The sequence below is a fragment of the Pseudomonas mandelii genome (assembly GCF_006438925.1).
Classification (GTDB): Bacteria; Pseudomonadota; Gammaproteobacteria; order Pseudomonadales; family Pseudomonadaceae; genus Aquipseudomonas; species Aquipseudomonas mandelii_C.
Window position 1 is genome coordinate 227,475 of sequence record NZ_RCZA01000008.1, and the last position, 23,247, is coordinate 250,721.

The following is a 23,247-nucleotide window of genomic DNA, read 5'->3' on the forward strand; positions in this document are numbered from 1 at the left end:
GTTAGAAGAAGCGCAGGAAGGGATTTTTTTCTTCTACGGGTTTGTCTTTGAGTGGGCATTCCGGCCGTTGGCCGTAATCGGGGAGGGCGCAGGGTTTGACCTGACGCTTCTGCGCGAGGGAGATGCGCAGCATGTGGAACGGCTGGTTGGCTGTGCGTTCGACCGTGCGGCCGTGCTCGTCGAGGATTTCCACAGAGAGATTATGGCTGCCGCGATCGATGTTGCTCAGGGCGAATACAGGGCTCAGGCCGGGATCTGCGGTAGGTTGGCCGTCGAGTAGCAATCGGTAGCGATGGCCATGTTGCAGGCCGGGTTCGCTGGTAACGCTGACGATTATTTCGCCAGCGCTGCTGCGTACCGTGGCGTCTGGCTCCGGCACCAGGATTCTCAGCATGTCGTAGTGGAAAAGCGCTTTGGCTTCGGGTTTCTTCGGCGCTGTCATCGGCGTAGCACCGGTTGGGTTGGCGGACATGCGGTTACTCGTCGCCATCGGCACGCGCTTGGCGTTGCCGGAGCCTGGCTGGTCGGTATAGACCCGATTGCCCTGGGCGTCGACGTAGGTGAACACCTCGGCCGTCGCCGGCAGGGCGATCAAGCATGTGATCAGCAGCCACAGCCTCACGGCTTATGCACCCGTTGTACGGTGAACGTCACGGAGGGACTTTGTTGAACGATGTTTTCCCCGTCGATCACCTGCACCGCGAGGCTGTGTGTGCCGCGATCAATATTGACCAGTTGCAGGATCGGCACGTTGCTCGGCTGGCCGTAAGGTTGATCGTCCAGCAACAGCCTGAACAGATGAGGGCCTTGCAGGCGGGGTTTGATCAGCACGTTGACGGTGAAGGTGCCGTTGTTGGCGCGCAGCGCTTCGGTAGTGGGTAAGTTGGTCAGCTCCAGCACCTCGTAAGCGCTGCTCGGTTGTTCGCCACTGGTGGCTTCGACAGGTGGCGCAGGAGGGGCTTGGGGCTCAACCCTGTTCAGCGGTGGCAACTCGACCGGCTGAGCCTTCACGCCATCGGGCGGTTGATTGCTGTAGGCGGTGTTGCCGTCGGCGTCGGTGTACTTATAGATCTGCGCTGCGGCGGGCAGGGCGATCAACAGCAACATCAGTAGAAAACCACGACCCATAAAATTGACCGGAAGCGAAGGCGTTGGGTTGCAGCATAGGTCAGGGGCGGTGGTTGACCCAAGTTGTAAACATTTTGGTATGGAAAAGCCAGATCAAAAGATCGCAGCCTTCGGCAGCTCCTACAGGGTGTACGCGTTCCAATGTAGGAGCTGCCGAAGGCTGCGATCTTTTGATTTGCCCACAAAAAAGGCCTCCCGAAGGAGGCCTCTTTTTTGTCACGCCGCTTGCGCAGGCGCTACCGGATCAGCAGCTGTAGTACAGCTCGTATTCCAGTGGGTGTACGAAGGTACGAACCTTGATTTCTTCTTCGCTTTTCAGAGCGATGTAAGCGTCGATGAAGTCGTCGCTGAAAACGCCGCCTTTGGTCAGGAACGCACGACCTTTGTCCAGCTCTTCCAGGGCTTCTTTCAGGCTGCCGCAAACTTGTGGGATCTCTTTCGCCTCTTCAGGCGGCAGGTCGTACAGGTTTTTGTCAGCAGCATCGCCAGGGTGGATCTTGTTCTGGATACCGTCCAGGCCGGCCATTACCAGGGCAGCGAAGGCCAGGTACGGGTTGGCTGCCGGATCCGGGAAGCGAGCTTCGATACGGCGAGCGCGAGGGCTGGACACGTAAGGAATACGGATCGAAGCGGAACGGTTGCGAGCCGAGTAGGCCAGCATTACCGGAGCTTCGAAACCTGGGACCAGACGCTTGTAGGAGTTGGTCGACGGGTTGGTGAAGCCGTTCAGGGCCTTACCGTGCTTGATAATGCCGCCGATGAAGTACAGAGCGGTGTCGGACAGGCCGGCATAGCCTTCGCCAGCGAAGGTGTTCTTGCCATCTTTGGCGATGGACAGGTGAACGTGCATACCCGAGCCGTTGTCGCCGTACAGCGGCTTAGGCATGAAGGTCGCGGTGCGGCCGTATGCATCGGCAACGTTGTGTACGCAGTACTTCAGGGTCTGAACTTCGTCAGCCTTGGCCACCAGGGTGTTGAACTTCACACCGATTTCGTTCTGGCCGGCAGTGGCCACTTCGTGGTGGTGAACTTCGATAACCAGGCCCATTTCTTCCATGGCGTTGCACATGGAGGTACGGATTTCGTGGTCGTGGTCGAACGGCGGAACCGGGAAGTAGCCGCCTTTGACGCCTGGACGGTGGCCTTTGTTGCCGCCTTCCACGTCCTGGTCGGACATCCACGAACCTTGTTCGGAGTAGATCTTGAACATGGAGCCGGAGATGTCGGACTTGAACTTCACTTCGTCGAAGATGAAGAATTCAGGCTCTGGACCAACAAATACGGTGTCGCCGATACCGGTCGACTTCAGGTATTCCTCGGCACGCTTGGCGATCGCACGTGGGTCACGGTCGTAGCCTTGCATGGTCGAAGGCTCGATCACGTCGCAAACCAGGATCAGGGTTGGCTCTTCGGTGAACGGGTCGAGAACGGCAGTGCTGTCGTCCGGCATCAGGATCATGTCGGAGGCTTCGATGCCTTTCCAGCCAGCAATGGAGGAACCGTCGAACATTTTGCCTTCTTCGAAGAAAGCTTCATCCAGCGCGTCGCGAGCCGGCATGGTCACGTGGTGCTGAGTGCCTTTGGTGTCCGTGAAGCGCAGATCAATCCACTTGACGTCATGATCTTTGATGAGTTGAACCGACTTCGACATAGTGTCCTCCGGGTGGCTTCGGGCTTAGTAGTGGATGCCCTTAGAATGTGGGTGATGCCGGCGCGAATACTCTGCCAAGGCAACCTGCCTCACAAGGGAGCAAATTGCATGCCAGTGCCCCACCATGGGTTTTTTGCCCCAATTTCACGCTTATAAAGGTACAAAGCGGCGCAATGCGGGAAATAGCGCCCCGTAATGTAGCGCTAAATTCAACAAATGACCTGTTTTGGTGCGCGCAAAACCTTCTGCACATTAACTGGTTAAACCTTGAGCAATTTCCGCTATAATCCGCGCCCCCCTTTTTCGGCTGGCCCAGCGCGCGCTGTTTTCATGAAACTAATCGTAAAAGTCTTCCCCGAGATCACCATCAAGAGCCGCCCGGTACGGATGCGTTTCATCCGCCAGTTGGCCAAAAACATCCGTACCGTGCTCCGCGACCTGGACCCGGCTGTGGTGGTGAACGGTGTGTGGGACAATCTCGAGCTGGAAACCCGCGTCAGCGAGCCCAAAGCCCTGAAGGAGATGACCGAGCGCCTGAGCTGCATGCCGGGCATCGCGCATTTCCTGCAAGTCGACGAATACCCGCTGGGTGACTTCGACGACATCGTCGCCAAGTGCAAGCAGCACTTTGGTGATGCGTTGGCCGGGAAGATTTTTTCGGTGCGCTGCAAGCGTGCCGGCAAGCATGAATTCAGTTCGATGGACGTCGAGAAATACGTCGGCAGCCAACTGCGTCGTCAGTGCGGCGCCGCCGGAATCTCGCTGAAAGAGCCGGAAATCGAAGTTCGCCTCGAAATTCGCGACAAACGGTTGTTTGTGATCCACAGCCAGCACAACAGCATCGGCGGTTATCCGCTGGGTGCCCTGGAACAGACGCTTGTGCTGATGTCCGGCGGCTTCGATTCCACTGTGGCTGCTTACCAGATCATGCGGCGCGGGCTGATGAGCCATTTCTGCTTCTTCAATCTGGGCGGACGAGCCCATGAACTGGGCGTTATGGAAGTCGCGCACTTCATCTGGAAGAAGTACGGCAGCTCTCAACGCGTGTTATTTGTGAGTGTGCCGTTCGAGGAAGTACTGGGAGAAATTCTCGGTAAAGTCGATAACAGTCATATGGGCGTAGTTTTGAAGCGTATGATGTTGCGCGCTGCTTCCCGTATTGCCGATCGGCTGGAGATCGATGCGCTGGTCACCGGCGAAGCGATTTCCCAGGTGTCGAGCCAGACGCTGCCGAACCTGTCCGTGATCGACTGCGTGACCGACAAGCTGGTCTTGCGTCCGCTGATCGCCAGTCACAAGCAGGACATCATCGACCTGGCCAACGAAATCGGTACTGCCGACTTCGCCAAGCACATGCCGGAATACTGCGGGGTCATCTCGGTGAACCCCAAGACCCACGCCAAGCGTCCACGCGTGGAGTACGAAGAACAACAGTTCGACATGGCAGTACTTGAGCGTGCGCTCGAGAACGCCAAACTGGTGCCGATCGATCGTGTGATCGACGAATTGGGCCAGGACTTGCAGATCGAAGAAGTCAGTGAAGCGCTGGCTGGTCAGATCGTCATCGATATCCGTCATCCGGATGCCGCTGAAGACGACCCGCTGGGCCTCGTTGGCATTGAGGTACAAGCGATGCCGTTTTATGCATTGAACGCTCGTTTCAAGGAACTGGACCCTACTCGCCAGTACCTGCTGTATTGCGACAAAGGCGTGATGAGTCGCCTGCATGCCCACCATTTGCTCAGTGAGGGGCATGCCAATGTGCGCGTTTATCGACCGAGCTAAGTGCCCGGGGCTGTTTGCCTGTGGCCTGCGTCACCGGCCCCCCGACGCCGCCGTCAAGCTGTAACGGCTTTGCCGGACTCTACTGTTAATCGCTGCCAAGACTTGTCAGCACACCGAATCCTCTGATCGAGATACACAAGTGATCGAAAATCTACGCAACATCGCCATCATTGCTCACGTTGACCATGGTAAGACCACCCTGGTAGACAAACTCTTGCGTCAATCCGGCACCCTGGAGCGCAACGAGCTCAACGACGAGCGCGTGATGGACTCCAACGACCAGGAGAAAGAGCGCGGTATTACCATTCTGGCGAAAAACACCGCCATCAACTGGAACGGCCACCACATCAACATCGTGGACACCCCGGGCCACGCCGACTTCGGCGGCGAAGTTGAACGCGTAATGTCGATGGTTGACTCCGTTCTGCTGCTGGTTGACGCTCAAGACGGCCCTATGCCGCAAACCCGTTTCGTGACCAAGAAGGCTTTCGAAGCCGGCCTGCGTCCAATCGTGGTCATCAACAAGGTTGACCGTCCAGGCGCGCGTCCGGACTGGGTTCTGGACCAGATCTTCGACCTGTTCGACAACCTGGGTGCTACCGAAGAACAGCTGGACTTCAAAGTCGTCTACGCCTCGGCCCTGAACGGCATTGCCGGTCTGGAACACACCGACATGGCTGAAGACATGACCCCGCTGTACCAGGCGATCATTGACCACGTACCGGCTCCAAAGGTTGACCGTGACGGTCCGTTCCAGATGCAAATCTCGGCACTGGACTACAACAGCTTCCTGGGTGTTATCGGCGTTGGCCGTATCGCCCGTGGTCGCGTCAAGCCGAACACTCAAGTTGTGGCTATCGACGCCGACGGCAAGCGCCGTAACGGTCGTATCCTGAAGCTGATGGGTCACCACGGTCTGCACCGTATCGACGTTGACGAAGCAGCTGCCGGCGACATCGTCTGCATCAGCGGCTTCGACCAGCTGTTCATCTCCGACACTCTGTGCGACCCACTGAACGTCGAAGCGATGAAGCCGCTGACCGTTGACGAACCAACCGTTTCCATGACCTTCCAGGTTAACGACTCGCCGTTCTGCGGTCGTGAAGGCAAGTTCGTCACCAGCCGTAACATCAAGGAACGTCTGGACAAAGAACTGCTCTACAACGTTGCTCTGCGCGTTGAAGAAGGCGACACCGCCGACAAGTTCAAAGTCTCCGGCCGTGGTGAGTTGCACCTCTCGGTACTGATCGAAACCATGCGTCGCGAAGGCTTCGAAATGGGTGTTGGTCGTCCGGAAGTGATCATCCGCATGGTTGACGGCGTCAAGCACGAACCGTACGAAAACGTGACCATCGACCTGCCGGAAGAATCGCAAGGTTCGATCATGGAACAGATCGGTATCCGTAAGGGCGACCTGACCAACATGGTTCCGGATGGCAAGGGCCGTGTGCGCCTTGAGTACAACATCCCGGCTCGTGGCTTGATCGGTTTCCGTAACGAGTTCCTGACCCTGACCTCCGGTGCAGGCATCCTGACCTCGATCTTCGACCGTTACGACGTGATGAAGTCCGGCGACATGTCCGGCCGTCAAAACGGCGTGCTGGTTTCGGTTGCTACCGGTAAGGCTCTGACTTACTCGCTGGAAACCCTGCAAGCTCGCGGCAAACTGTTCCTGGGTCACGGTGAAGACGTGTACGAAGGTCAAATCGTCGGCATCAACAGCCGCGACAACGACCTGGGCGTTAACCCAACCAAAGGCAAGAAGCTCGACAACATGCGTGCCTCGGGTAAAGACGAAACCATCGCTTTGGTTCCGCCTATCCGTTTCACCCTGGAACAAGCGCTTGAGTTCGTGCAAGAAGACGAACTGTGCGAAGTCACTCCTAAGTCCATCCGTCTTCGTAAGAAGATCCTGGGCGAAAGCGAGCGTACCCGCGCTGCCAAGAAAGCCGGTAACTGAGTTTCGACTTAGTTAGCGCTTAAAAAAAACGCCCCCGACCGCAAGGTCGGGGGCGTTTTTGTTTGTCTGGGGTATAAAGCAAAAGATCGCAGCCTTCGGCAGCTCCTACAAAAGCGCGGTATAACGCGGTCCTGTAGGAGCTGCCGAAGGCTGCGATCTTTTCGGCTTTAGAATTTTTCGAGCGTCCGACGGCTGGCGCTGGTCTCGCGCGCCACTTCTTTGGGCTTATACGCGCAATACCCCGGCCGCGGCCCGATTTTCGGGTGGTTGCGGCAAGTATCCGGGCGCTTTTCATAAATAGTGCACAGACGGCTCTTACGATCCAGGTACAGGCAATCGTTGTTGCTCATGCGCTGAAGGGTGAAGATCTCGGACTTCTGGTTGTAACGCTCGACGATCCCTTCCTTCTGCAAACGCTTGGCGATGTTCTTCGGCGGCTCGCCGCGCTCGAACTCATCGACGATGCCGATACGGATCAGATCCTTGATCTTGACCTCGACCGGCAGGGTGCAGCAGCTGGAAACGCACGAACCACACATCGGGGCGGAGTACTTGGCCCAGGTATCGAGGCGATCGATCTCCGCGGCGGCGATCAGGTTGGACTTCATCATCGGTTGTTACCAGCGTGCATCAGGGCGCGCGATCATACCGGGACTGGTGGATTTTTGAACAACCTTTCGCCAGATTTTTTCGTATGCCGCCCAATAACACCTGTAACCCGGCACGGCCCCTGCATTCTTTCCGGTGCGCGACAAGGTAATGTCGATCTATCTCACACTAACGGGAAAAACTGCCGAACCAGAGTTCCAACGGCCTGTCAGACCGTCTAGGCTCAACAACTCCACGCTCGCTCGAGGTCCTATCAATGACTCAAGAACCACTTGTTCGCGAAGCAGAGGTGGCCGCATTCCGCGACGCCGTCTTGACCAAACTCACCTACGCGGTGGGCAAAGACCCGGATCACGCCTTCGACCACGACTGGTTCGAAGCCATTGCCCTGGCGGCGCGCGATCACATGGTCGAGCACTGGATGGATCACACCCGGCAGATTTACCGCAAAGGTCAAAAGCGGGTTTATTACCTCTCCCTCGAATTTCTGATCGGCCGTCTGCTCTACGACAGCCTGAGCAACCTTGGCCTGCTGGACGTCGCCCGCGAGGCCCTGACTGAGCTCGGCGTCGACCTTGAGCGCATCCGCCTGCTGGAGCCCGACGCAGCGCTGGGCAACGGCGGCCTCGGTCGTCTGGCCGCGTGCTTCATGGAAAGCATGTCGACCCTCGGCATTGCCGGCCACGGTTACGGCATTCGTTACGAACACGGCTTGTTCCGCCAGGCCATCGTCGACGGCTGGCAACAGGAACAGACCGAACACTGGCTGGATTTCGGTAACCCTTGGGAGTTTGAACGGCCAGAGGTCGTTTACCCGATCGGTTTCGGCGGCAGTGTCGAAACCGTCACCGACGAAGCAGGCAAGTCCAAGCAAGTCTGGACGCCAGCGGAAACCGTTCGCGCCATTGCTTACGACACGCCGGTCGTCGGCTGGCGCGGAGCGAGCGTCAACACGCTGCGGCTGTGGCGCGCCCGGGCCATGGAAGATTTGCACCTGGAACGCTTCAACGCCGGCGACCACTTGGGCGCCGTGGCAGAAGTCGCCCGGGCCGAAAGTATTTCCCGGGTGCTCTACCCGGCGGACAGCACTGAAGCGGGCCAGGAGCTACGCCTGCGTCAGGAGTATTTCTTCGTCGCCGCGTCCTTGCAGGACTTGCTGCGCCGCCATCGCAACATGCACACCTCGGTCCTGACCCTGGGCGATCATGCCGCGATCCAGCTCAACGACACCCACCCCTCGATTGCCGTGGCCGAACTGATGCGGCAACTGGTCGATGTCTATGACGTCGCGTGGGATGCGGCGTGGCAGGTCACCGTCGACACGCTGTCCTACACCAACCACACGCTGCTGCCGGAAGCGCTGGAAACCTGGCCCGTCGGTTTGATGGAGCGGATGCTGCCGCGGCACATGCAGATCATTTACCTGATCAACGCCCAGCACATCGATTCGTTGCGGGCCAAGGGTATCCATGACTTCGAGGTCCTGCGTGCGGTGTCGCTGATCGAGGAAGACAACGGCCGCCGCGTGCGCATGGGCAACCTCGCGTTCCTTGGCTCCCACAGTGTCAACGGTGTGTCCGCGTTGCACACGCAACTGATGCGCAAAACCGTGTTCTCCGAACTGCACAAAATCTACCCGGACCGGATCAACAACAAGACCAACGGCATCACCTTCCGCCGCTGGCTCTACCAGGCCAACCCGGAGTTGACCTCGATGATGGTCGACGCCCTCGGCCCGGATCTGCTGGACAACGCCGAAGCACGTTTGCGCGACCTGGAACCGTTTGCCGAGAAAGCCGCGTTCCGCAAAGCTTTCGCCGAGCAGCGCCTGCACAGCAAAAAAGCCCTGGCGTACATCATTCACGAACGACTGGGCGTTGCGGTCAACCCGGCGGCGATGTTCGACGTACAGGTCAAGCGGATCCACGAATACAAACGTCAGTTGCTTAACCTGTTGCACACCGTTGCGCTGTATCAGGCCATTCGCGCCGAACCGGAAATCGATTGGGTGCCGCGAGTGAAGATCTTCGCCGGCAAGGCGGCGGCCAGTTATCACCAGGCCAAGCTGATCATCAAGCTGACCAACGACATCGCCCGGGTGGTGAACAACGACCCGACCGTGCGCGGTTTGCTGAAAGTGGTGTTCTTGCCCAACTACAACGTCAGCCTGGCGGAAAGCATCATCCCGGCAGCGGATTTGTCGGAGCAGATTTCCACCGCAGGTTTCGAAGCCTCGGGCACCAGCAACATGAAGTTCGGCCTGAACGGCGCGCTGACCATAGGCACCCTGGACGGGGCCAACGTGGAAATGTGCGAGTTCATCGGCGCCGAACACATGTTCATCTTCGGCCTCACCGCTCAGCAGGTTGAAGCGCGCAAGCAGAACCATGAGTTCAACGCGACGCCGGATATTGCGGCATCCCATCGGCTTAATGACGTGCTTCAAGCGATACGCGGCGGGGTGTTCTCGCCGGATGATCCTTCCCGTTACACAGGATTGATCGATTCGCTGATCGACTACGATCGCTTCCTGGTCTGCGCCGATTTCGACTCTTACTGGGAGGCGCAGATGCGGGTAGAAGCCCATTGGCACGATTCGAAGGAATGGTGGCGTTCGGCAGTGTTGAGCACCTCCCGGATGGGCTGGTTCTCCTCCGACCGGACCATTCGCGAGTACGCCACGGATATTTGGAAAGCGCTGGAGTAAGCCTTCGTTCGGGTCGATATACTGGCGCCCCGGAAAAGATCGCAGCCTTCGGCAGCTCCTACAGTCAGCGTTCACCTAACATTGGGTAACCGCGGTCGGTGTAGGAGCTGCCGAAGGCTGCGATCTTTGCTGTACGGGCTGCGCTAATCTTCTTGGATTGGCCACTGCGCTTAGGGATATCGACCATGCAATGGATGTTCATGCTGATTGGGCTGGTGCTGGGCTGGGTACTCGACGAGTCGTTCAGCGATGCGCTGCTGGGCGGGCTGCTCGGGTTGGGTATTGGCCAGGCCATTCGCATTGGCAGCTTGGGTTCACAAGCTGGCCAGCAGCGCCGGCTGCTTGAACAGGCGCAGGTGGCGCTGAATGCGGTCGAGCAACGTCTGGCATTGCTGGAGGTATCAGGCGTCAGGGCGCCACAAACCAGTGAGCCAGTTGCCAGTGAAGCCGCTGCACCTCCTGAATTCACGCTCGACGAAATCCCTGTCGAAGCCCCGGAGTTGATCTGGGAACTCCCTCCCGAACTCGAACCGATCACCGCGGCCGCCGCTGAAACCAGCCGTCCAGTGCCCGTCGATGCCTGGAGACCCGAACCGGTCGCCCGCGAGCCGCAACAACCCGCTATCCCGCGTGGACCGAATTTCATCGACCGCGCCATCAGTGGCGCCCGCAACTGGCTGTTCGGCGGCAACACTGTGCTGCGGGTCGGTGTGGTGCTGTTGTTTCTCGGCTTGGCCTTCCTGCTGCGTTACGCCACCGAAGGCATGGTGGTGCCGATCGAGTTGCGTTACGCCGGTGTTGCGGCGGCGGCATTGGGTCTTCTGGGGCTGGGTTGGTGGCTCAGGACACGCAACAGCCATTACGCGTTGATGTTGCAAGGCACCGGGATCGCGGTGTTGTACCTGACCGTGTTTGCTGCAATGCGCCTGCATCCGCTGCTCGATCCTACGGCGGCGTTAGGCCTGCTGGTCGCGGTGACGGTGTTCTCGGCGATTCTTGCCATCACCCAGGATGCCTTGGGCCTGGCTGCCGCTGCAGCGTTGGGCGGTTTTGCCGCGCCGATCCTGACTTCCACCGGTGCCGGCAACCATGTCGCGCTGTTCAGCTACTTCGCCCTGCTCAACGCCGGCATCCTCGCCATCGCCTGGTTCAAGGCCTGGCGGCTGCTCAACCTGATCGGCTTCGTCGGCACCTTCGGCATCGGTTTCGCCTGGGGCCTGCGCTCCTATACCCCGGAATTGTTATGGAGTACTGAGCCGTTCCTGATTGTGTTTTTCCTGATGTACCTGGCCATTGGTCTGCTGTTCGCCCGGCGCAAGTTGCTGGAAATGAGCGACGCCCCCGAGGACGACAGTCGTGAAGCGCTTCTGCACTGGTCGGCGCGCAAGGGCGATTACGTCGACGGCACAATGCTGTTCGGTCCTCCGTTGGTGGGCTTCGGTTTGCAGTTCGCATTGGTCCAGCACTTTGAATTCGCCGCAGCCTTCAGCGCGTTGGCGTTGGGCATGATTTACATGGGCCTGGCGCGGCTGCTGATGGGCGGACGAGCGTTGTTGCTGGCGGAAACCTGTCTGGCGTTGGGGGTGATCTTCGCCAGCCTGGCGATTCCGTTAGGGCTCGATGCCCGCTGGACCGCTGCTGCCTGGGCCGTCGAAGGCGCCGGCATCTTCTGGCTGGGCCTGCGTCAGCAACGACCGCTGGCCCGAGCCTTTGCCTTGCTGCTGCAATTGGGCTCGGCGCTGGCGTTTATCAGCGAGCTGCGGATCGGTGAAAGCAGCCTGCTCGACGGTGCGCCGCTCGGTGCGTTGATGCTTGGCGTGGCGTTGTTGTTCAGCTTCTACCAGTTGCGCAAAGCCGTGCCCGAGCAGACGTCGGAATGGGAGCGCAAAGGGTTGCCGATATTGGCCTGCCTCGGTCTGACCTTCCTCTATCTGCTGGCGCCGTTGTTCTTCTTCACTCACGGCACGGCGATCAGTTGGGCGCTGGCGGGGTTGGCGACGTTGTTTGTTGGCTTGCGTCTGCAATCGCGCACCTTCCTGTTCACCGCGTTCGCCGTGCAATTGCTTGGCGGTGCGTTGTTCCTGCTGCACCTGCAGGGTTCGAACGGTGAGTCCGGCGCCGTGTTCAGTGCAGGTTGGAGCGGTCTGCTGAGCGCGTCGTTGATCGGCCTGGCGCTGATCGCTGGCATGTTGCTGGCGGCGCGCGATGAGATGGTCCGAAGCGACGTGCGATTGCTTCGCGGCTTGTCGGTGGTGTTGCTCGCCGGTCTGGTGTTGATCAATCTGGCGGTGCTGTTCGTCCTGCCGTGGCAAACGGCGAGTGCGGTATGGGCGGCCAGCGGTCTGTTCATTATCTGGCTGAGTCTGTACCTCAAGCAGCGCGTGAGTTTTGTCTTCGGTTTGTTGTTGCAGGTCATCGGCGGCGCGGCGTTCCTGATGGCCGGGCCTGATTTGCTCGGACCGCTGGGCAGCGAAGGTTTGCGCCCGTTGGCTCATAGCGGTTTCTGGACGCCGCTGGTGTTGGGCCTGGCCGCGATGGTTGGCGCTTGGCGCTTGCAGCTCGGCAACCATGCCTCGGCCTTCGATGTGCTGAGCTTGCAACGTTTGTCCGAAGTATTGCTGGTGTGGGGCGCGGGTTGGTGCGCGCTGGCGTGGGTCAGTGAAGTGCTGCGCTTCGCACCGTTGAATCTGCAAGCGACGTTATTGCTGGCGGTCGCGGCGCTGAGCGTTGCGCTGTGGGCGGGGTTGGCGTTGCGTTTGAATTGGTCGTCGCTGGGCTTGCTCTGCACCTTGCTGATACCTGCGGCCGGTTTGGTGTTGCTGGCAGCCTGGCACTCGCGTTATCACCCGGCGGCCAACATAGGTTGGCTGGCATGGGCGGGCGTGTTCGTTGTGCACTTCATCTCTGTGCGGCGTTTGGCACCGATGTTGCCGGCGCGTGCCCTCAGTACTGCCCATGTGCTCGGCTGCTGGCTGTTGATCGGTGTGTTGGCCCTGGAGCTGCGTTACGGCCTGCTGCTGTTGTCTGAGCAGTACAACGCGTGGCGCTGGTTGGGTTGGGCAATTCTGCCGAGCCTGTATCTGGTGCTGATGGCGGCACCCCGTGCCTGGCCATGGCCGGTGTCGGCTTATTCGCGCGAATACCGTGTGTACGCGGCGGCACCGCTGGCGTTGCTGATGCTCGGTTGGTTCTGGTTGGCCAACGTCGTCAGCGATGGCACCGCCGAGCCATTGCCTTACGTGCCGCTGATCAACCCGCTGGAGTTGGGCCTGCTGTTTGCGCTGTTCGGGGTTTATGTCTGGTCTCGCAGCGCCGTGGCGCAACTGGCGATTCGCAAAGACTATGCCGAACACGCCACGCAACTGATCGCTGGCGCCTCGCTGTTTGTGTTCTTCACGGCGCTGGTGATGCGCACGGCCCTTCATTGGGGCGGCGTGCCGTACGAGCTGGATGCGTTGCTCGAATCCATGCTGGTGCAGGCCGGTCTGTCCATAGTCTGGACCTTGATGGCCCTGAGTCTGATGATCGGCGGCCATTTGCGTCATCGCCGCGAAGTCTGGCTGATCGGTGCGGCGCTGATCGGTGTAGTGGTGGCCAAACTGTTCTTTGTTGAGTTGAGTAACCGCGGCGGACTCGCCCGGATCGTCTCGTTTATCGGCGTTGGCGTGTTGCTGTTGGTGGTGGGCTATTTCGCCCCATTGCCGCCCAAGCGCGCTGATGCTGAGCCGGAGGCTGAAAAACCGGCCCCGCAAACCGAAGGAGTGTCGTCTTGAGTCAGAAGCTGAACCTTGTCTGGTTGGGCGCCGTTGCGCTGGGTGTGGCGCTGTCGGCCAGCGCTCAGGAAAAACCGGCGGACTTCGCCACGCAGGTGCCGTTGTCGGTCAGCGGCGAAGGGCCGTGGTATCGCCTCGAAATGCCGTTGAACGTGCAATTGAATGCGCGGCAAACCGATCTCAGCGATGTGCGTGTGTTCAATGCCGCCGGTGAGGCTCAGGCGTATTCCTTGGCGCGCGCGCCGTCGCAGACCAGCGAAAACCGCACCCTGACTGACGTGAAGTGGTTCCCGCTGTACAACTCGGCGGATTCCACCGAGCACGCGCCGAGCGTGCGGGTGCAATCGAGCGCCAATGGCACGCTGGTCGAAGTGCAGCCGTCCAGTCAGCTGGAGGCGGGGGAAGAAATGCTGCGCGGCTGGTTGCTCGACGCCAGCAGCATCAAGGCACCGTTGCAGCAGTTGATTCTCGACTGGACCAGCGAACGCGATGGCTTTCAGCGTTTCACCATCGAAGCCAGCGACGACCTGCAGCATTGGCAGGCATGGGGCGAAGGGCAGGTGGCCCGCCTGACGTTTGCCGACGAGCAGGTCGAGCAACATGAAGTCACCCTGCCGGGTCAGTCGGCCCGTTATCTGCGCTTGCTATGGAACACGCCGCAATCGGCACCGACGTTGACCTCGGCTCAACTGCAAAGCGCCAAGACCCGCAGCCTGCCGCTACCGCTTGTCTGGTCGCAACCGCTGGCCGGCAGCAGCGTAAAGGCCGGTGAATACACCTGGCAATTACCCATGGGGCTGAATGTCGAGCGCTTGCAGGTCGAGTTGAGTCAGCCCAACAGTTTGGCGCCCGTGACCTTGTCCGGTCGTCGGGAAAGCAGCCTGCCGTGGCAGCCGATGAGCAGCGGTTTGCTCTATCGCCTGACCCAGAGTGGCCAGGACGTGGTGCAGAACGAATTGCAGCTGTCGGGGCAAACCGTTCAGCAGTTGAAGCTGACGGTGGACGAGCGCGGCGGCGGTCTGGGTGCCGAGGCACCGACTGTGCGATTCGCCGTGCGCTCCATTCAGTTGGTGTTCCTGGCGCGCGGGGCGGGGCCTTATACGCTCGCGCTGGGAAGTGCCACGGTGAAGGCGGCGAGCCTGCCGCTGTCGACGCTGATTCCGGATTACAGCGCTGCAAAGTTGGCGACATTGGGCAAGGCTGCGGTGGACGGCGGGGCGGTGGCCACACCAGCGTCGACCGTGACCACGGCGGCGACGATCGACACAAACTGGAAGAAAATTGGGCTGTGGGCGGTGTTGCTGCTGAGCGTTTTGTTCCTGGGCGCGATGGCGTTCAGTCTGTTGCGCAAGCCACCAGTCAAACCCTGAAGGCGGGTGCTGCGCACCCCAATCGCGAGCAAGCTCGCTCCCACAGGGGCCGCATTCCTCTGTGGGAGCGAGCTTGCTCGCGATGGCGGTTTCTAGGTCGGTAAAAATGCCGGTTTCGAACTACGCTCAACCGGGCGCATGAACTCTATTGGGTGTAACACGTCTGATAGGAGGAAATGCGCCCCGACTCGCGTTAAACTGCGCGGGTTTTTAGCCCCCCATTCCACCGGAGCCTTCCATGTCCCGCGTTACCCTGAGTCGCTATTTGATTGAGCAGACCCGTAGCAATAACACCCCTGCCGATCTGCGTTTCCTGATCGAAGTGGTGGCGCGTGCTTGCAAAGAGATCAACCACGCCGTGTCCAAAGGCGCCCTCGGTGGTGTTCTGGGCAGCATGGGCACTGAAAACGTCCAAGGTGAAGTGCAGAAGAAACTCGACGTGATCTCCAACGAGATCCTGCTCGAAGCCAACGAATGGGGCGGTCACCTGGCCGGCATGGCGTCCGAAGAAATGGACAACGCCTACCAGATCCCGGGCAAATACCCGAAAGGCGCGTACCTGCTGGTTTTCGACCCACTGGACGGCTCGTCGAACATCGATATCAATGCGCCGGTCGGTACGATCTTCTCGGTGCTGCGTTGCCCGAACGAATACCTGAGCCAAAACGAGCCCTTGAACGAAAAGGCTTTCCTGCAGCCAGGCACCGAGCAGGTGGCTGCCGGTTACGCGATCTACGGTCCACAGACCATGTTGATCCTGACCCTGGGCGACGGCGTAAAAGGCTTCACCCTGGACCGCGAAATGGGCAGCTTCGTCCTGACCCATGAAGACATCAAGATCCCGACCTCCACTCAGGAGTTCGCGATCAACTCGTCCAACCAGCGTCACTGGGAAGCGCCGGTACAACGCTACGTCGGCGAATTGCTGGCTGGCGAAGAAGGCCCGCTGAAAAAGAACTACAACATGCGCTGGGTCGCCGCGATGGTCGCGGACGTGCACCGCATCCTGACCCGTGGCGGTCTGTTCATGTACCCACGCGACAGCCGCGAGCCGTCCAAGCCGGGCAAGCTGCGTCTGATGTACGAAGCCAACCCGATGTCGTTCCTGGTTGAACAGGCTGGCGGCGCTTCCACCGATGGCCATCAGCGCATCCTCGACATCAAGCCTGACGGCCTGCACCAGCGTGTCGCCGTGTTCCTCGGTTCGAAAGAAGAAGTCGAACGCGTTACGGCTTACCACAAGGAATAAACCATGACCGCGCCCTGGCAGCCGTTGCTCGAATGGTGGTTCGGAACCCTCGAATCCTCCAGCGAAATAGCGGCTGACAAGGGCAAGTTATGGTTCGGCAAGCGTGACAGCCAGGACCTCGAAGCGCGCACGCGTTTCGGGGACTGCGTCGAGCAGGCACTGGCCGGCGGATTGACCGAGTGGGCGCAACGTCCCGAAGGTTGGCTGGCCCTGGTGCTGCTGCTCGATCAACTGCCACGAATGATCTATCGCGACACTCCCAAATCCTTTTCCGGCGATCTCAGGGCTCAGGCAATGGTGGCGCAAGGCATTGCTGCGGATTTCGATCGGCAGTTGCGGCCCATACAGCGGGTATTCATCTATCTGGTGTTTGAGCATTGCGAGAATCTGATGGTGCAGAACGAGGCGGTTTCAAGGTACATCGATCTGGTTGCGCAGCAGCCGGGGGGCGATCGAGCACTGTTTTCCGATTATCTGAACTACGCCGAGAAGCATCAGCAGGTGATTGCCAGGTTTGGGCGGTTTCCGCATCGCAATGCGGTGTTGGGGCGGGCGTCTACAGCTGAGGAGTTGGCGTTTCTTTCGGGACCTGGGTCACGGTTCTGATTCTTTGTTGTTGCTGATGCCGCCTTCGTCGGAACGCCGCCCGGAGCCGGCTCGCTCCCACATTTGATCTGTGTCGTTCACAAATCCCCTGTGGGAGCGAGCCTGCTCGCGAAGGGGCCCGCAAGAATGACTTAGATTCTGAAGCTGCCGACCAACTGCTTCAACCGCGCCGCCTGCTGCTCAAGATCCGCACACGCGCGCAAGGTCGACTGCAAATTCTCCACGCCTTCCTGGTTCAGCGTGTTGATCTCGGAAATGTCGACGTTGATCGACTCCACCACCGCCGTTTGCTCTTCTGTCGCAGTGGCCACCGACTGATTCATCCCGTCGATCTCACCGATACGCTGAGTCACGCTGCCCAGACGTTCGCCCGCCTGGTTGGCGATGCCGACGCTGCTTTCGCTTTGGCGCTGGCTGTCGGTCATGGTGATCACGGCTTCCCGGGCGCCGACTTGCAGCTCCTCGATCATCTTCTGCACTTGCTGCGCCGAATCCTGAGTACGGTGCGCGAGGTTGCGCACCTCGTCCGCTACCACGGCAAAACCGCGACCGGCTTCACCGGCACGGGCCGCTTCGATGGCGGCGTTGAGTGCCAGCAGGTTGGTCTGCTGGGAGATGCTGGTGATCACTTCCAGAATCTGCCCGATGTTGACCGTGTTGCTGTTGAGCGTTTCGATGTTGCCGCACGAATCGCTGATCTTCGCCGAGAGCTGCTGCATCGCCGCGATGGTTTTATCCACGACTTGCTGGCCGTCCTCGGCCAATGCGCGAGCATCGCTCGAATGCTGAGAGGCGAGGGCGGCGTTCTGGGCGATTTCCTGTGCAGCGGCACCCAGTTCGTTGATCGCTGCTGCCACGCTGCTGGTGCGCGAGGCTTGCTGGTCGGAGTTGAACATCGATGAGTTCGACGCGGCAACCACACGCAGCGCGACTTCGTTGACCTGGCCGGTGGCCGAGGACACTTCGCGAATCGACGTATGAATACGCTCTACAAAACGGTTGAACGAGGTGCCCAGTGCACCGAATTCGTCCTGGCCGTGAATGGTCAGGCGTTTGGTCAGGTCACCTTCGCCTTCGGCGATGTCATGCATGGCGCGGCCCATGGTCAGCAGCGGCTGCATCAGGAAGCTGATCAGCATGCCCAGCAACGCGATGATGATCACCACGGCAATGACCATGGCGATGATCGCCGAGGTGCGGAATTCGCTGAGCATCGAGAACGCGGTGTCCTGATCCAGCACGAGCGCCACGTACCAGTCTGCCGAAGGCACACCATTGACGTGGGTAAAGGAGATGAATTGAGTCTTGCCGTCGATCTCGACTTCTTTCATGCCCGGGCTGACTTTCGGCGCGCCATTCGGGTAGGCGTCGGTCAGGCTCTTGAGCACCAGTTTGCTGTCCGGGTGAATCAGGATCTTGCCGTCGGCGCTGACGATAAACGCATGGCCGTGGCCGCCGAAGTTCAGCGAGTTGATGATCGCGCTGACGCTGGACAGGTCGATGTCTGCGCCGGCGATGCCGATCATTTGATTCTGATGTTTCACCGGGGTGGCAACGGTGATCACCAGTTTGCCCGACGACGCGGCGATATAAGGTTCGGTGACGATGGTCTGTTGCGCACCGTTGGCCGCCTTGTACCAGCCACGGGCACGGGGGTCGTAATCCGCGGCACGATTGCCGGCCGGGACCGAGAACATCACGCCGTCGGTGCCACCGAAGTAGCTCAGCTGAAAATTACTGGTGTAGGCCGGCAGGTCGATGGCGCGCTTGAGGTTGGCCTGGGCGCTGCCGTCCACCGCGATCTGCTGGGACAGCGATTGCAGCAACTGAATGCGGCTTTCCAGCCAGGTCTGGATGTTGCTGGTGGTCAGGCTGCCGAGTTCCTGCATCGAGGATTCGGTACTGCTGCGCAGGGTTTGCCGCTGGCGGTAGTCGTTGAAGAGGATGAAACAAGCGAATGCAACGGCCACCACAAGGGCGGCAGCCAACAAGATCTTGTGGCTGAACTTCATGTTTCTGGTCATTAAATGAGCTACCGCGGAGAGGCTGGTCAACAAGGGGGGCGTCAATTTGCCACAGTCGTGGGCTTTGCGCTGGTTTTATGTCGACTGAGCGGCGCCAAAGATTAGGCGGCTTTTGCGAATACCGACGAAATGGTCAACAGCAAACAAAAGTTCCTTATATTTCACGAAAGGTGGACGACCGGCCCAAAAATAGCCGGCCGGCCACGGAACCAGATAGGGGTTTTCTCTTCTAAGCTTCTGCTTGGCAGCCATGCCATTCCCCTTCGCCCCAGGAGCTACACCATGTCGCTGCGTTCTATCGCCCTGCTTTCGTTCTGCGTGTTGTTGGCCGCTTGCAGCAAGATCAATCAGGAAAACTACTCGAAGCTGTCGTCTGGCATGCCCAAGGCCGAGGTAGAAACCTTGCTGGGCAAACCCGCCGATTGCTCGGGCGCGCTCGGCATGTCCAGCTGTACCTGGGGCGACAAGAACAGCTTTATCAGCGTGCAGTACGCCGGTGACAAAGTGCTGATGTTTTCCGGCCAAGGCCTGAAGTAATCCGGGGCTATGCGCCCACGGGAGAAAAACAATGAAGCGGTTATTGATAGTCCTTTTAGCCGGCCTGGTATTGGCCGGCTGCGCCACGTCTGGCGTAGATCCGTTGGCACCCAAAACCGCCAATAGCGTCAATCTCAAGAAGTACCAAGGGACCTGGTACGAGTTGGCCCGTCTGCCGATGTATTTCCAGCGCAACTGCGCGCAATCCGAAGCCCATTACACACTCAAGCCTGACGGCAAGGTGTTGGTGCTCAATCGCTGCCTGACGGCGGACTGGCAGTGGGAAGAGGCCAAAGGCACGGCCTGGCCACAGGACCCGGGCAAAACCGACAAGCTGTGGGTCGAGTTCGATACCTGGTTTTCGCGGCTGATTCCGGGTGCGGCGAAGGGAGAGTACTGGGTGTTGTACGTCAGCGATGACTACAAGACTGCCATTGTTGGCGACCCGAGCCGCAAGTATCTATGGCTGCTGTCACGGACCCCGACGGTCAATGGCGTAGTGCGTGAGGAACTGCTGAGCAAGGCGCGTCAGCAGGGTTACGACACTACGCGGCTGATCTGGCGCGCGACAGATACGCAGATGGCCAAGACTTCGAACTAACGGTGCGGCTGAAAAAAAGATCGCAGCCTGCGGCAGCTCCTACAGGGATCGAGTGATTCTGTAGGAGCTGCCGCAGCCTGCGATCTTTTGCTTTTAACCGAGCAAGTCGCGCAAGACTTGGGTGAACGCGCGGTTACTTTCTTCTTCACCGGCATGACGCCCATCACGCACAACCCACTGGCCATTGACCAGCACATCCCGCACCTGGCGATCGCCACCGGCAAACAACCAACGATTGAGAATCCCGTCGCCGCTGGCTGTCGCCAGGTACGGATCGTTGCCATCCAGCACCAGCCAATCCGCACGTTTACCAACTTCCAGTGCACCAATCGGCTGACCCAGCGCCTGAGCCCCACCATCCAGCGCCGCGTCGTACAGCGTACGGCCAACCATCGGCTGATCCGCGCCATACAAACGGTTACGGCGTTGGTCGCGCAGACGCTGGCCGTATTCCAACCAACGCAATTCCTCTACCACGCTCAATGACACATGGCTGTCGGAACCGATGCCCATGCGGCCGCCCTGAGCGAGGAAATCCACGGCCGGGAATATGCCGTCGCCCAGGTTCGCTTCGGTGGTCAGGCACAAGCCGGCGATGGCGCGGCTCTTGGCCATCAGCGTGACTTCTTCCGGGTTGGCGTGGGTTGCGTGAACCAGGCACCAGCGCTGATCGACTTCGGTGTTCTCGTACAGCCATTGCAGTGGACGACGACCGCTCCAGCTCAAGCAGTCATCGACTTCCTTCTGCTGCTCGGCGATGTGAATGTGCACCGGACACTGCTGGTCGCTGGCCGCCAGCACTTCGCTGATCTGCTGCGGTGTTACCGCGCGCAACGAGTGGAAACACAAACCCAGCGACTGCGCCGGTTGCTGCGCCAGGATCGGCTGCAAGCGCGACTGAAGCTTGAGGTAGTTTTCGGTGCTGTTGATAAAGCGACGCTGGCCTTCGTTCGGGGCCTGGCCGCCGAAACCGGAATGGCTGTAGAGCACTGGCAGCAGGGTCAGGCCGATCCCGGCGGAACTGGCGGCCTGGCTGATGCGCAGCGCCAGTTCGGCCGGGTCCGCGTAAGGCTGGCCGTTGGTGTCGTGGTGTACGTAATGAAATTCCGCAACCGAGGTGTAACCGGCCTTGAGCATTTCGATGTACAGCTGACGGGCGATGACGCCGAGTTGATCCGGGCTGATTTTTCCGACGAGGCGATACATCAAATCGCGCCAGGTCCAGAAACTGTCATTCGGATTACCCGCCACTTCCGCCAGCCCGGCCATGGCCCGCTGGAAGGCGTGAGAGTGTAGATTCGGCATTCCCGGCAGCAGCGGACCGCTAAGCCGTTCGGTGCCATCTGCGTTGGAATCGGCCTGGATATGGGTCAATACGCCATCGGCGCTGACCTCAAGACGTACATTGTTGGCCCATCCACTAGGCAGCAGCGCGCGTTCGGCAAAGAAGGCGGACATGGTTCAGCACCCCATCGTGTGTTATTTGTATATACATATACAGACGTTTGCCTGCTCGGTAAACTCCGGCAAGCTAGTAGCCCTCAACAAATGAACAAGGATTAACCGTGCCAACTCCGTCTGCCACATTGCCGCCGAATGCCAATCTGAGCGCCAATCTGGGCGACAGTCCGGCGCCCTTGTACGCCCGCGTCAAACAGATGATCACCCAGCAAATCGACAGTGGAAACTGGCCGCCGCACTACCGCGTTCCGTCGGAAAGCGAGCTGGTCAACCAGCTGGGTTTCAGCCGCATGACCATCAACCGCGCCCTGCGCGAAATGACCGCCGACGGTCTGCTGGTGCGCATGCAGGGTGTCGGCACGTTCGTCGCCGAGCCGAAAAGTCAGTCCGCGCTGTTTGAAGTCCACAACATCGCCGACGAAATCGCCTCCCGTGGCCATCGCCACACTTGCAAGGTCATCACCCTCGAAGAAGAGGCCGCCGGTTCCGAGCGCGCACTGGCCCTGGACATGCGTGAAGGCCAGAAAGTCTTTCACTCGCTGATCGTGCATTTCGAAAATGATATCCCGGTGCAAATCGAAGACCGTTTCGTCAACGCACTGGTGGCGCCGGACTACCTCAAGCAGGACTTCACCGTGCAAACGCCATACGCCTATCTGAACCAGGTCGCGCCGCTGACCGAAGGCGAACACGTGGTCGAGGCGATTCTGGCCGAGGCCAGCGAATGCAAGTTGCTGCAGATTGAAAAGGGCGAGCCGTGCCTGCTGATTCGTCGCCGCACCTGGTCCGGCCGTCAGCCAGTGACCGCCGCCCGTTTGATCCACCCCGGTTCCCGTCATCGTCTGGAAGGGCGCTTTCATAAATGAGTGAAGTGAAGGTTTTACGAGCAAAAGATTACCCGCGTATGCCATGGAAAAACGGCGGCGGCAGTACCGAAGAAATCACCCGTGATGCGGGCACCGGTCTTGAGGGTTTCGGCTGGCGCCTGTCGATTGCCGATATCGGCGAGTCGGGCGGCTTCTCGACATTCGCCGGCTATGAGCGAGTGATCACTGTGCTGCAAGGCGACGGCATGACCTTGCGGGTTGATGGTCAGGACACTCGGCCATTGTTACCGCTGGACCCGTTTGCTTTCAGCGGCGAGAGCCAGGTTTCCTGCACATTGCTCGGTGGGCCGATCCGCGACTTCAACCTGATTTATGCGCCGCAGCGTTATCGCGCGCGGTTGCAGTGGCTGGACGGCGAGCAGCGGTGTTTCAGCTCGGCAGGCACCGTGCTCGTATTTAGTGTCACCGACGAGCTTGAAGTGAAGGTCGGTAACAGTGCCTCACAACTGGGTCGCCATGATTGCCTGCAACTCGACGGTAACGTTGACCTGCTGGAAGTCTCCAGCAATGGCCCGTGCTGTGTGATCGAACTGACTGCACGCTGATTCAAAATCCCCAAAAGATCGCAGCCTTCGGCAGCTCCTACAGTGATCGTGTTCGCCGCAAATGTTGCGGTTGGGCATCGAACCTGTAGGAGCTGCCGAAGGCTGCGATCTTTTTGCTTTTCAACGTTCCCCAACGCGCACCACTTTGTTACCGAATGCCCCAGCGTGGCACAAAACCCCGATCAAGTAACAGCTGCAACCCTCCTCGCAAAATCCCCCCAAAAAATTTCATCTTTGCCAAAACCCTTGATCCAGGCGCCTTCCAGCCCTTTCAAAACTTTTATTGAACACTCATCCAGCAAGTTGGCCGCTTGATTGCATATGCTTGTATGTACAAGTAAAGACGTATGCGTA

18 protein-coding genes are annotated in these 23,247 nt (G+C 59.4%); 11 read left to right on the plus strand and 7 right to left on the minus strand.

From position 1 onward, the window contains the following. Nucleotide 1: 1 nt before the first annotated feature. From EAH74_RS19995 to glnA, 3 genes are all read right to left on the minus strand, one after another. Nucleotides 2–622 carry a DUF4124 domain-containing protein gene (locus EAH74_RS19995; protein ID WP_140680574.1) on the minus strand — a complete coding sequence of 207 codons (621 nt, stop codon included), beginning with the start codon at nucleotides 620–622 and terminating at the stop codon, nucleotides 2–4. Then, nucleotides 619–1,128, minus strand: coding sequence for a DUF4124 domain-containing protein (locus EAH74_RS20000; protein WP_140680576.1), 510 nt, complete (start codon nucleotides 1,126–1,128; stop codon nucleotides 619–621). Before EAH74_RS20000 ends, EAH74_RS19995 begins: the two co-directional genes overlap by 4 nt. Before the next feature lie 244 nt (nucleotides 1,129–1,372). After that, on the minus strand, nucleotides 1,373–2,779 hold the full coding sequence (gene glnA / locus EAH74_RS20005) for a glutamate--ammonia ligase (protein WP_046045568.1): 1,407 nt from the start codon (nucleotides 2,777–2,779) through the stop codon (nucleotides 1,373–1,375). Nucleotides 2,780–3,109: 330 nt separating this feature from the next. On the opposite strand from glnA, the gene thiI reads away from it, so the two are divergent. Together thiI and typA are read left to right on the plus strand one after the other, a co-directional pair. Continuing rightward, entirely contained in the window at nucleotides 3,110–4,564 is a 1,455-nt protein-coding gene (gene thiI / locus EAH74_RS20015) for a tRNA uracil 4-sulfurtransferase ThiI (RefSeq protein WP_140680580.1), read from the plus strand. 139 nt (nucleotides 4,565–4,703) lie between these two features. After that, on the plus strand, nucleotides 4,704–6,524 hold the full coding sequence (typA, locus tag EAH74_RS20020; RefSeq protein ID WP_033055293.1) for a translational GTPase TypA: 1,821 nt from the start codon (nucleotides 4,704–4,706) through the stop codon (nucleotides 6,522–6,524). A gap of 167 nt (nucleotides 6,525–6,691) precedes the next feature. Here the strand turns inward: typA and EAH74_RS20025 are convergent, their stop codons facing one another. Next, on the minus strand, nucleotides 6,692–7,135 hold the full coding sequence (locus tag EAH74_RS20025; RefSeq protein ID WP_123366988.1) for a YkgJ family cysteine cluster protein: 444 nt from the start codon (nucleotides 7,133–7,135) through the stop codon (nucleotides 6,692–6,694). A gap of 254 nt (nucleotides 7,136–7,389) precedes the next feature. Between EAH74_RS20025 and EAH74_RS20030 the strand changes: the two genes are divergently transcribed. From EAH74_RS20030 to EAH74_RS20050, 5 genes are all read left to right on the plus strand, one after another. Continuing rightward, the gene (locus EAH74_RS20030) at nucleotides 7,390–9,840 is read left to right on the plus strand and encodes a glycogen/starch/alpha-glucan phosphorylase (RefSeq protein ID WP_140680582.1); all 2,451 of its coding nucleotides are present in this window, start codon (nucleotides 7,390–7,392) and stop codon (nucleotides 9,838–9,840) included. A 185-nt stretch (nucleotides 9,841–10,025) separates the two neighbouring features. Beyond that, nucleotides 10,026–13,613 carry a DUF2339 domain-containing protein gene (locus EAH74_RS20035; protein ID WP_140680584.1) on the plus strand — a complete coding sequence of 1,196 codons (3,588 nt, stop codon included), beginning with the start codon at nucleotides 10,026–10,028 and terminating at the stop codon, nucleotides 13,611–13,613. Further along, nucleotides 13,610–14,983: a DUF3999 domain-containing protein gene (locus EAH74_RS20040; RefSeq protein ID WP_140680585.1), complete on the plus strand. Its 1,374-nt coding sequence runs from the start codon at nucleotides 13,610–13,612 to the stop codon at nucleotides 14,981–14,983. Before EAH74_RS20035 ends, EAH74_RS20040 begins: the two co-directional genes overlap by 4 nt. A 238-nt stretch (nucleotides 14,984–15,221) precedes the next feature. Further along, entirely contained in the window at nucleotides 15,222–16,232 is a 1,011-nt protein-coding gene (locus EAH74_RS20045; RefSeq protein ID WP_140680587.1) for a class 1 fructose-bisphosphatase, read from the plus strand. A gap of 3 nt (nucleotides 16,233–16,235) precedes the next feature. Then, nucleotides 16,236–16,838 (plus strand): DUF924 family protein, encoded by a 603-nt coding sequence (locus tag EAH74_RS20050; RefSeq protein WP_140680589.1) that lies wholly within the window; start codon nucleotides 16,236–16,238, stop codon nucleotides 16,836–16,838. 131 nt (nucleotides 16,839–16,969) lie between these two features. Here EAH74_RS20050 and EAH74_RS20055 read toward each other — a convergent pair whose 3' ends face one another. Together EAH74_RS20055 and EAH74_RS33005 are read right to left on the minus strand one after the other, a co-directional pair. After that, nucleotides 16,970–18,862 (minus strand): methyl-accepting chemotaxis protein, encoded by a 1,893-nt coding sequence (locus EAH74_RS20055; RefSeq protein WP_153269340.1) that lies wholly within the window; start codon nucleotides 18,860–18,862, stop codon nucleotides 16,970–16,972. A 75-nt stretch (nucleotides 18,863–18,937) separates the two neighbouring features. Continuing rightward, on the minus strand, nucleotides 18,938–19,114 hold the full coding sequence (locus EAH74_RS33005) for a hypothetical protein (protein WP_161600337.1): 177 nt from the start codon (nucleotides 19,112–19,114) through the stop codon (nucleotides 18,938–18,940). A 30-nt stretch (nucleotides 19,115–19,144) separates the two neighbouring features. On the opposite strand from EAH74_RS33005, the gene EAH74_RS20060 reads away from it, so the two are divergent. Continuing rightward, complete coding sequence (locus tag EAH74_RS20060) at nucleotides 19,145–19,399, plus strand: lipoprotein (RefSeq protein ID WP_033055306.1); 255 nt, start codon at nucleotides 19,145–19,147, stop codon at nucleotides 19,397–19,399. A 31-nt stretch (nucleotides 19,400–19,430) separates the two neighbouring features. Continuing rightward, nucleotides 19,431–20,000 carry a lipocalin family protein gene (locus tag EAH74_RS20065; protein ID WP_123366981.1) on the plus strand — a complete coding sequence of 190 codons (570 nt, stop codon included), beginning with the start codon at nucleotides 19,431–19,433 and terminating at the stop codon, nucleotides 19,998–20,000. A gap of 93 nt (nucleotides 20,001–20,093) precedes the next feature. Here EAH74_RS20065 and EAH74_RS20070 read toward each other — a convergent pair whose 3' ends face one another. Next, nucleotides 20,094–21,458, minus strand: coding sequence for a formimidoylglutamate deiminase (locus EAH74_RS20070; RefSeq protein WP_140680592.1), 1,365 nt, complete (start codon nucleotides 21,456–21,458; stop codon nucleotides 20,094–20,096). 200 nt (nucleotides 21,459–21,658) lie between these two features. Here EAH74_RS20070 and hutC point away from each other — a divergent pair, with 200 nt between their 5' ends. Then, on the plus strand, nucleotides 21,659–22,327 hold the full coding sequence (gene hutC / locus EAH74_RS20075) for a histidine utilization repressor (protein ID WP_240050539.1): 669 nt from the start codon (nucleotides 21,659–21,661) through the stop codon (nucleotides 22,325–22,327). Beyond that, on the plus strand, nucleotides 22,324–22,893 hold the full coding sequence (locus EAH74_RS20080) for a HutD/Ves family protein (RefSeq protein ID WP_140680596.1): 570 nt from the start codon (nucleotides 22,324–22,326) through the stop codon (nucleotides 22,891–22,893). The genes hutC and EAH74_RS20080 overlap by 4 nt, the downstream gene beginning before the upstream one ends. Nucleotides 22,894–23,247 lie beyond the last annotated feature (354 nt).